The organism is Aliidongia sp. (assembly GCF_035943795.1).
In the GTDB taxonomy this organism is placed as follows: Bacteria; Pseudomonadota; Alphaproteobacteria; order ATCC43930; family CGMCC-115725; genus Aliidongia.
Map to the genome: position 1 here is coordinate 1 of NZ_DASZBY010000049.1, position 9,539 is coordinate 9,539.

The 9,539-nt window shown below is 65.9% G+C and carries 8 protein-coding genes; 2 read left to right on the top strand and 6 right to left on the bottom strand.

All coding sequences use genetic code 11. The features are described from left to right. A partial coding sequence (locus tag VGV37_RS08235; RefSeq protein ID WP_326879170.1) for a hypothetical protein occupies nucleotides 1-1,093 on the top strand: 1,093 nt, incomplete at its 5' end. A gap of 515 nt (nucleotides 1,094-1,608) precedes the next feature. Here the strand turns inward: VGV37_RS08235 and VGV37_RS08240 are convergent. From VGV37_RS08240 to VGV37_RS08260, 5 genes are all read right to left on the bottom strand, one after another. Then, entirely contained in the window at nucleotides 1,609-2,607 is a 999-nt protein-coding gene (locus VGV37_RS08240) for a 2-dehydropantoate 2-reductase (RefSeq protein ID WP_326879171.1), read from the bottom strand. Next, nucleotides 2,604-4,136, bottom strand: coding sequence for an acyl--CoA ligase (locus tag VGV37_RS08245; protein ID WP_326879172.1), 1,533 nt, complete (start codon nucleotides 4,134-4,136; stop codon nucleotides 2,604-2,606). Before VGV37_RS08245 ends, VGV37_RS08240 begins: the two co-directional genes overlap by 4 nt. A gap of 101 nt (nucleotides 4,137-4,237) precedes the next feature. Beyond that, nucleotides 4,238-5,818: a RimK family protein gene (locus tag VGV37_RS08250; RefSeq protein WP_326879173.1), complete on the bottom strand. Its 1,581-nt coding sequence runs from the start codon at nucleotides 5,816-5,818 to the stop codon at nucleotides 4,238-4,240. Between the two features lie 23 nt (nucleotides 5,819-5,841). Next, nucleotides 5,842-6,288 (bottom strand): N-acetyltransferase, encoded by a 447-nt coding sequence (locus VGV37_RS08255; RefSeq protein WP_326879174.1) that lies wholly within the window; start codon nucleotides 6,286-6,288, stop codon nucleotides 5,842-5,844. 540 nt (nucleotides 6,289-6,828) lie between these two features. Next, nucleotides 6,829-7,878, bottom strand: a complete 1,050-nt coding sequence (locus tag VGV37_RS08260; RefSeq protein WP_326879175.1) for an aldo/keto reductase — start codon at nucleotides 7,876-7,878, stop codon at nucleotides 6,829-6,831. Nucleotides 7,879-8,027: 149 nt separating this feature from the next. On the opposite strand from VGV37_RS08260, the gene VGV37_RS08265 reads away from it, so the two are divergent. Beyond that, nucleotides 8,028-8,522, top strand: a complete 495-nt coding sequence (locus tag VGV37_RS08265; protein ID WP_326879176.1) for a PH domain-containing protein — start codon at nucleotides 8,028-8,030, stop codon at nucleotides 8,520-8,522. Nucleotides 8,523-8,798: 276 nt separating this feature from the next. On the opposite strand, the gene VGV37_RS08270 is transcribed toward VGV37_RS08265, so the two are convergent. Beyond that, complete coding sequence (locus VGV37_RS08270) at nucleotides 8,799-9,455, bottom strand: GIY-YIG nuclease family protein (RefSeq protein WP_326879177.1); 657 nt, start codon at nucleotides 9,453-9,455, stop codon at nucleotides 8,799-8,801. Nucleotides 9,456-9,539: the final 84 nt, after the last annotated feature.

A 9,539-nucleotide genomic window follows, 5' to 3' on the forward strand; every position in this document is an offset into this window, starting at 1 on the left:
GTCGAAGGCAAGGGCGACTGAGCTTCTAAGGGAACTCTTTGAGCTTATCGCAGTTGAGATGGCGGAGGCTGAAACAGAGTCCGTCGACGTGCCGTTCATACAGCTTGCAGTCGAACAAACGTTCGTGATGGATCTCAAAGACCCTGTGGACCTCGCGAAGTTGCGCCACAAAGCTGGTTCGTTTGCGCTGATGGACACCGACGCGCGGCAGGATTTCCGGCGATTTCCCCATACGGAAATTTCTAACCACTTTCTGGCGAGCGCTCTCCTCAACAGCCTTCGAAAGGGAGAGACGCCCAGGTTTCTGCGTAGAGGGTATTTTGGTTCCGATCTGATGTCAGTCATCGGCGACGCATTTGTCGCAGCGCAAAACAAGGACGTCATAGAAATCCGAAAGCGCCTGGCAGACCTGACGCGGAGTGAAATCGGGTTCGAGCGCCTTTCGGAGAACGCCTGCAGTCTAGCCCTGCAGTCGCTCGTCGTGGATGCCATAGATGAACCGCTCAAGCTTGCTGACCTATCGGCAGGGGAAGTTGTTCTGTTTGGCACTTCAGGCAAGGCAGAGCTAACGACGGTTAGCATTTCCCGCCTAGACGCCAGAGGAGTGGATTTACGGGCCGTTTCATTCTCCCAATGTCGTGCCGCCATCATGCTTGTTGACGAGACCACAACGTTCGGAGAACAACGGCCCGCGGTTGACCGCCTGATGATAGAAACAGAAGGCAGACAGCAGAACCTCTATGACCCTGAAGATATTGCGACTTGGATCGCAAAACATGGTCGTGGTGAAGGACCTGTGGGAGGTGCCAACCCTGAAGCCGTCGCGCTTTTGGCGAAAGTCGCCCGCGTTTTCACGCGCCAATTCTTCATCAAGGATGACGAAGCCGAAGCCGATGGCCGCTATCTCGCAAGTCCCCTTTGGCAGAAGATCGAAGAAATACTCGAAGAGGCAGGAAGGTTGCGACGAAATGATCGACTGGGGACCTCAGGCCGAAAGAGCGATTTCGTGCACATTGTAAACGCGCACGCCCTTCTGGCATCGGTCACGGAGCAGGACCGGAATATCTGGGCCAAAGTGGCCGCGCTTAGGTAGTCAGGCCATGTGTGGCCGAGGCACTCGGCCGGTCCACTCGGCGCCGATCAGAGTCGGCAAACATAGCCGAAGCCAACTTTTGTCTGTTGCTCAAGTGCCCGTGAGTGAGGCGCCAACTCGCACTCCCCTCTTCGGGATCGATCGGGTTCGTCTGGGCGGTTATTCACCGCCAGCGCTTCCACGAGCTTCCAGCAAGGGGTTCTGGGGAGAATCAAGGTGAGTCCTCCCAGATCGTATCCAGTCAGACCGCGAGTCCTCTGCGTTGATGGCGGATATTATGTTTTTGAGACGGTGGGGACCTGACCGCAGGTTGAAGGCGCGTTTTCATCTGATCCGCCAAGCGCTGGATGTGGCTAGCAGAGGCTTGCTGTCACCGCGGCGAATGGCCGCTATCCTCATGCAGCTAGCCGAAATCCGCCGGTCCGCTTGCGGCCCATCAGAGCCGATAGCTGAATATCCGCCAGTTTGCATCGGACCCGGAAGAAGGCCTCAAATCACCTCGGCCCCTCTCCCCCTCACTCCCCATAACACCCCGCCAGCCTTGCCCGCTCGCGCACCAGCGCCAGCACCAGGTCGCAGGCCGAGGTCGCAACCCCCGTCAACCGCCCCAACTCCACCACCGCGCCCAGCAGTGCGTCGATCTCCATCGGGCGGCCGCGTTCCAGGTCCTGCAGCATCGAGGTCTTGTGGGCGCCCACTTCGGCCGCACCGTCGATGCGCTTGTCGACGTCGATCGCGAATTTGGCGCCGACCGCTTCGCCGACCGCCTGGCCCTCGACCATCATGCTGCGGGCGACGGCGCGCAGGTCGGGGCGGGTGCCGAGGCGGTCGAGCGTCGAGCCGGTCAGTGCCGACAGCGGGTTGAAGGCGAGGTTGCCCCATAGCTTGACCCAGATTTCGTCGCGGATGCCGGGGCGCAGCGGGGCCTTGAGGCCGGCGGAAATCATCAGCTTCGACAGGATCTGGCCGCGCTCGCTGCGGCTGCCGTCGGGCTCGCCCAGGCTGAAACGGTCGCCATAGGTATGCTCGATGACGCCGGGGCGGATCACCTCGGCCGCCGGATAGACCACGGCGCCGATGACCTGGGCCGGCGGCAGGGTGCGCCAGACGATCCCGCCGGGATCGACGCTCTCGATGTGGCGGCCGCCGAACGGGCCGTCCAGCCCATGGAAATACCAGTAGGGTACGCCGTTGATGCCGGTGACCAGCGTCGTGTCCGGCCCCATCAGCTGGGCGATGCCGGCGGCGGCGCCCGGAAGGGAATGGGCCTTCAAGGTGACGATGACATAGTCCTGCACGCCGGCCTCGGCCGGGTCCTGCACCGCCTTGACCGGCACGACGCGGGTCTCGCCGCCGCTGATCAGGGTCAGGCCATTCTCGCGCATCGCCGCCAGATGCGGTCCGCGTGCCACGACCGTGACGTCGGCGCCGGCCAGCGCGAGCTTGGCGCCGACCAGGCCGCCGATCGCACCGGCCCCGAAGATCGCGACCCGTGCCCTGCCCATCTGGGTCATGCCTCGAGTCCCAGTTGCTTGGCGAGGCCGATGCGCTGCAGCTTGCCGGTGGGACCCTTCGGGATCTCGGCCATGAACAGGATCTTGCGCGGCACCTTGAAGTCGGCGAGCCGCTCGGCCGCGAAATCGCGCAAGGTCCGCTCGTCGACGCTCATGCCGTCCCGCAGCACGACGGCGGCCGCGACCTCTTCGCCCAACTTGTCGTGCCGGACCGCGAATGTGGCGACCTGGGCCACGGCCGGATGGTCCATCAGGATGGTGTCGACTTCGAGCGGGCTGATCTTCTCGCCGCCGCGGTTGATCAGTTCCTTGAGCCGCCCGGTCAGGCGCAGGTAGCCGTCTTCGTCCAGGTAGCCCTGGTCGCCGGTGCGGAACCAGCCGGCGGTGAAGCCCTTGGCGTTCGCTTCCGGATTGGCCTCGTAGCCGTCGGTGACGTTGGGGCCGCGGATGACGATCTCGCCCAGCTCGCCCGACGGCTGCAATGTGCCCGCGTCGGTCATGATGGCGATCTCCGGTCCGGCGGCGATGCCGACCGAGCCCGGAAAGCGCGGGCGCGGCGGCAGCGGGTTGGACGCCATCTGGTGCGACGCCTCGGTCATGCCATAGGCCTCGATCACCGGCGCGCCGAACGTCGCCTCCAGCGCCTCCATGACCTGGGGCGGCAGCGATGCGCTGGACGATCGCACCAGGCGCAGGCGGCCGCGCGCGACCTCGTCCTTATTACGGTCGGCACGGCTGAGGATCGCCTGGTGCATGGTCGGCACCGCCGTGTACCAGCTGGGCTTCACCTCGTCGAACCAGCCGAAGAACTTGAGCGCATTGAAGCCCGGGGTGCAGCTGACGCTGGCCCCGCCGGCCAGGCTCGACAGCACGGCGGCGATCAGGCCGTGGATGTGGAACAGCGGCATGATGTTGAGGCATACGTCGGTGTGGGTCAGGGCCAGCGTCTCGCGGATGTGGTGGGCCGAGGCCGCGACGTTGCGCTGGCGCAGCGGCACGATCTTGGGGCGCGACGTGGTGCCCGACGTGTGCAGCACCAGGGCCACGTCCTCGGCGGTGGCGATGCCGCCCTGGAGGGGCGCTGTGGAAGCCAGATCGCCGGTCTCGACGGTAAAATCGCCGGCGCCCGCGCCCTCGGTCGGCACCAGCTCTATGATCGGCACGCCGCGCTGGGTCGCCATGGCCCGCGCCGGGCTGTCGAAGCCGCGCAGGATCAGCAGCGCCTTGGCATTGAGGTCGCCCAGGTAGAAATCGAACTCGTCGGCGCGATAGGCCGGGTTCAACGGTGCGCTGGTGGCACCCGACGCCGCGGCGACGAACGCGGTCGCCATCTCGGGGCCGTTCGGCAGCACGATGGCGACCCGGTCGCCGCGGCCGATGCCGACCCGGTTCAAGGCGGCGACGGTGCGGGCGGCGAGATCCTGCAGGCCGGCATAGGTCAGTGCCGGCCGCCCGGGCGCGCCGATCGCGGCATCGTCGGGCCGGCCCTGGGTGATCAGTTCCGAAATCGTCTCGAACGGGTACTTCACGGCGCACACTCCTGCGGACGCCGTTCATGCGCGGCGCCTCCCTATCGATCCAGGGTTGCCCATCCGGACGGCGATGCGCAAGCCGTCTCTTGGCGCGGACGTCACGTCTGGCCCGGGAACGCCAGCAGCCGGGCCGCGGGGCGGCCATCGGCCGCAACGGCCGGCAGGGTGCCGACGATATTCGCGGTCATCAGCGGGGCAGGCGGCAGCGGTCCGCGTCCCGCCCGTCGATCGAGCAGGGTAATGAAGCGCTGCAGCAGGGCCAGATAGACCGCGTCGCCGGCGGCGCGGTCCTCCATGCCATGGTCCAGGTTCGGATTGTCGTTGATCTCGATGATGAAGACGCCGGCATCGCTTTCCTTGAGGTCGACGCCGTAGAACCCGTCGCCGATCAGGCGGGCGGCGGCGACCGCCGTGTCGCGCACGGCGGCCGGCACCCGGTCGATTGGCACCGCCTGGGTCCGGCCCTCGACATGGGAGCCGTCGGCGCCGTGCCGCATGATCTGCCAATGGGCGTCGCACATGAAATAGCGCGCGGCGAAGATCGGTTCGCCGGCCAGCACGCCGACGCGCCAGTCGTAGGGCGTATACATGAATTCCTGGACCAGGATGATCTCGGATTGGCGCAGCATGTCCTGGGCGATCCGGGTGAATTCCGTGGTATCGGATGCCCGCTTCACGCCCTGGCTGAACGAGCCATCGGGGATCTTGAGCACGACCGGCTGGTCGAACCGCTCGGCGAAGCGGGCGAGCGTCCGCTTGGTGAGGAGATGGGTGCGGGGCGTCGGCAGGCCGTGGCCGCGCAACAGTTCGGCCAGGAACACCTTGTTCGTGCAGCGCAGGATCGACGCCGGATCGTCGATCACCGGCATGCCGGCCCGCTCGGCCTTCTTGGCGAAGCGGAAGGTATGGTGCGGCACTGCCGTGGTCTCGCGGATGAACAGGGCGTCGAACTGGGTCAGTCGCGCGAAATCGCGCTTCTCGATCAGATGGGTGGCGATGCCCAGGCTCTCAGCGATCCGGCCCAGGTGCTCCAGCGTGTCGCGCCGGCTGGGCGGGATCGGGTCCTTGGGATCGTGCAGGATCGCGAGCTCGAGCTGGGCGGCGGGCGCGGTGCGGACGCGCCGCCACAGCCGGTGGGTATAGGCGTCGAGGGCATCCAGGAACAGGCGGTCGCGCTCGGGCGGCACGTCGCGCGGGTCGAGCGGCCTGATCGCGCCGACCGACCAGGCATCGCCGGCGGCGCGGTCGAACGCGATTTCCATCAACGGACAGCGGAACAGCTCGAACGCGCGGGTGGCGAGCCGAGCGAAGCCGGCGTCCTCGACCCGGCCGAAATAGACATGGATCGCGAAACTGTCGATCGAGCGCGGCAGGTCGGCGGGCGCCTCGATCAGCCGGTTGAGCTCGCCGATCCGATGGGCGTAATGCTGCTTCTGGCCCAGCTCCAGCAGGTCGTCGAGCCCCGGCGTCACCCGCTCGCCGCGCGCCTCGGCCAGGAGCGAGCAATAGTAGCCGGCGCCAAGATAGCTCGTGTCGCGGCAGAAATTGACGATCTTGCGCCGCCGCCCGGCACCCTCCGGTCCCGACTTCAGATAGTCTTCCAGCGTGACGACCCGGTCGTGCGGATCGTCCCATCGGAAATCCGCGCGCTTTTCGACAATGATGATAGGGCCTGACATCGGCTTTCGTTCGTCCTTCGGTGTTAACGGCAATGGTGAGTGTGGATCGGCCGTTCCAGCCGCAGCGCGGCGGTGCCGTCCTGGTAATAGCCGTCGGCCCGGCCGGTGGCCTTGAAGCCGTGGCGGGCGAACAGGGCCTGGGCCGGGCGGTTGTCGATCCGGGTTTCGAGCCGCACCGCGGTGCAGCCAGCCACGGCAGCGAGGAGGGCGGCCCACTCGATCAGCATGCCGCCGATGCCGATGCCCCGCGCCTCGGCCGCCACCGCGATCGAATAGATCCGGCCGATGCGCGCGTGCCGGCGGAACAGCAGGACCAGCGCGCCGTCGATGGCCGCACTGCCGGGTGCGACCAGGACGCGGGCGCCCGGCTGGACCAGCAGCCGGCGCCAGCTGCGGGGCGAGATGCGGTCGAGCGCGAAGCTCGCCGTTTCCAACGCGACCAGCGCCGGTACGTCGCCTGCTTCCGCCACCCGGAGGCCCGGTGCCGGCGGCGGTTCGCTCCGGTGCGACCGGATCGGCGCTTCGCGTGTTTGAAGAGATCTGAAGGTCATGGCGGCCGGGTCGGTTGACGGATCTGCGTTGCCCTTCAAGCTCGCGATGCGGGCATGAAGAAACAAGCGGTCAAACCGGATGCCGGAATCAAAAAACCATAAACAGCCGAACGAAACCTGGTCTTGAGAGATCGATGGATCTTCTATGAAGTCGACGACGAGGCCATATGGATTTCACATGCCGACTTGATCTTGAATGATCGATCGACAGAGCAACGGAGACGCATCATGGAAAAGCGTCGGCGACAGTCCAGAACGAAACAATGCGCCATCGTCTCGGAGGATGGCGCAGGCCATTGGACGGGCGGGGTAGGCGGTAGGCGGCGACCGGCCGACAGCGCGCAGGCGGCGATCCTGCGCGCGCTCTATGGCCGACGCCCGGTCGGTGCGGTCCTGCTGGTACCGAAAGGCAGCAAATGACGGGGCGCCCACACGCGGGCGCCCCGCCGGTCGCGACGCTCAGGCGCGATCGTCGCCGAACGGATTCGGGCGGCGGTCGGCGCCCTGGCGTGCTTCCATCCAGGCCGGATATTCCGGCGGCAGCGCACTGACCTCGTCGAGCGCCTTCATGTCCTCCGCGGTGAGCGACAGGGTCGTGGCGGCGATGTTGTCGTCCAGCTGTTCGACGTTCTTGGCGCCGATGATGATGCTGGTGACATGCGGCTTGGCCAGGATCCAGGCCAGTGCCACGCGCGCGACCGACACGCCGTGGCGTTCGGCGATGCCGCGCATGACCTCGACGCAGGCCCAGGCCCGATCCTGGTTGACCGGCGGGAAGTCGAAGCTCAGGCGGCGCGAGCCCTCTGGGCCGCCGTTCGTGCCCGGGCCGTATTTGCCGGACAGCAGCCCGCCGGCGAGGGGACTCCAGACCAGCAGGCCCATCTGCTGGTCGCGCATCATCGGCACCAGTTCACGCTCCAGGTCGCGACCGGCGATGGTGTAATAGGCCTGCACCGTTTCGAAGCGCGCCCAATCCTGCTTATCGGATAGGCCCAGCGCCTTCATGATGCGCCAGGCGGCCCAGTTGGACACGCCGATGTAGCGCACGAGGCCGCTGGCGACGAGATCGTCGAGTGCCCGCAGGGTCTCGTCGATCGGCGTCACCGGGTCGGTGCCATGGACCTGGTACAGGTCGATATGGTCGGTCTGCAGCCGCTCCAGGCTGGCCTCGACCGCGTCCATGATATGGCCGCGCGACGCGCCGCGGTCGTTGGGCTTCTTGCCCATGGCGCCCAGCAGCTTGGTCGCGATGACGACGTCCGACCGCTTGACCTCGAGGTTCTGCAGGGCCGTGCCCAGGATCTCCTCGGACCGGCCCTGGCTGTAGACGTCGGCGGTGTCGATGAAATTGATGCCGGCTTCGAGCGTGCGATGGACGAGCTTGTCGGCCGCATCCTGGTCCAATTGACCGATCGCCGCCCAATGCCCCTCCGATCCGCCGAAGGTCATGGTGCCGAGACAAAGCTCCGAGACGAACAGGCCGGTCCGGCCGAGCTGGTTGTAGCGCATGGGAAGACTCCGGGAGGATGGGACGGACCCGAACGGGCGCCGCTGCCGGGAAAGATAGGGGCTGAGCCTGACGCCGACAATGAGTGCGGAGCCGTTCCGGCGTTTCGAGCGTTGATGACGCAGGCCGCATTGGCGAATGGGAGACGAGCATGGTCGTGATGGACGAAGATACGGTGATCTATCGCGCCAGGCTGCATCGGCTGCTGTTCCTGCGGCCGTTCCTTTGGATCCTGCTGGGTCTGGCCGTCCTCGCCATCGTCTGGGTCTGGCCGTGGCTGGTGCCGCAGATCCTGCCGGACGCGCCGCAAGGTCCGCTGGTCGAGCCGTGGATCTGGGTGCCGCTCGGCCTCGGCGGCCTGCTGCTCGTCGTCGGCCTGTTCCGGCTTGTCACCCATTTCGCCCGGGTCGGCACGACCGAACTGCTGGTGACCCCGCGCAAGGTCGTGTTCCGCAGCGGCTTCTTCAGCCGGCAGACCATCGAGATGGTCAATTCCAAGATCGAGACCGTGCAGGTCGACCAGAGTTTCCTCGGCCGGATCTTCGACTATGGCACCATCGTCATCACCGGCACCGGCGGCAGCCTGGAGCCGGTCGCGATGATTTCCCATCCGCGCCGCCTGCAGCAGGCGATCCGCGCCGAGTAACGGCCGCTAGACCTGCTGGGGCGGTGGGGGATCGACCGGGCGGGGGGCCGGGATCGGCTGCGGCGGTTCCTCGACGGGGACTGGCGCGTCCGGATCGGGCAGGGGAAGCGGCGGATTGCCGGGGACCGGGGATGGAACCGGAGAGCCGCCGAAATGGAAATGCGGGTACGAGAGCATGCTGCGGCAACCTCCGCCGTTTCGGGTCATCGAGTATCCTCGATCAGCCAAAACACCCGGAACCGGATGCCGGTTGCTTGGGAGGGCGAATGAATGCCCTCAGGCGTGCGGATACTTCTCGCTCAGTTCCTGGTTCTTCGCACTGATCGCGGGACCGAACCGATGCGTGAAATAATAGTCGTCGATCAGGCGGTTGACCGCGAGCAGGCCCAGTTTCACCACGACGGCGGCAACCACCAGGGACCCGGCGATCGCGTAGGCGCGCAAGCCGTCCGGAATGTCGAACGGCGTATAGACCACGGCCCCGAACCCGAACAGGATGGACGCCAGAAACCAGATGATATGGGAGGCGACGCCGACCGAAGCCTTGAAGCGGGTGGCTCCGATATTCTTGCAGAAGGCCGAGAATTCGGCGTTCCGCGCCTTCTTCGAGGAGGACCGGCTCAGTTCCTCGGCGACCTTCTCGATCTCGGGAACGATTTCTTCCGGTTCCATATGGAAGAAGCCTTCGCTGCCGCCGGACATGCGGCGGCTGGTGTACTTGGCATGGAGCTGTTTTTCCAGCCCGCGGGCGTCCTCCACCTCGACGCTGTAGATCAGGTCGAACACAACGCTGGATCGGCTTTCCAGCTGGCGAATCCGTTCGGCCACAGTACGCGTGGTCGATCCGATCTTGACGATACGCTCGCCGTTGATCAGGACTTGCGGACGCAGGATGTAAAGAAATCCGACGCGGGACTTGACCTGGCTTGCCATGGCATCCAACCGAAAATGTTCACGCTAGATTGTAGAGTACCCAAAGCTCCGACTAACGTACAGATTGTTTTACTGTCGGAGCAG

Coding starts and splice junctions, on each gene's coding strand:
- VGV37_RS08240 (WP_326879171.1), bottom strand. CDS start 2,607: ATGACCCAGATGGGCAGGGCACGGGTCGCGATCTTCGGGGCCGGTGCG.
- VGV37_RS08250 (WP_326879173.1), bottom strand. CDS start 5,818: ATGTCAGGCCCTATCATCATTGTCGAAAAGCGCGCGGATTTCCGATGG.
- VGV37_RS08260 (WP_326879175.1), bottom strand. CDS start 7,878: ATGCGCTACAACCAGCTCGGCCGGACCGGCCTGTTCGTCTCGGAGCTT.
- VGV37_RS08265 (WP_326879176.1), top strand. CDS start 8,028: ATGGTCGTGATGGACGAAGATACGGTGATCTATCGCGCCAGGCTGCAT.
- VGV37_RS08270 (WP_326879177.1), bottom strand. CDS start 9,455: ATGGCAAGCCAGGTCAAGTCCCGCGTCGGATTTCTTTACATCCTGCGT.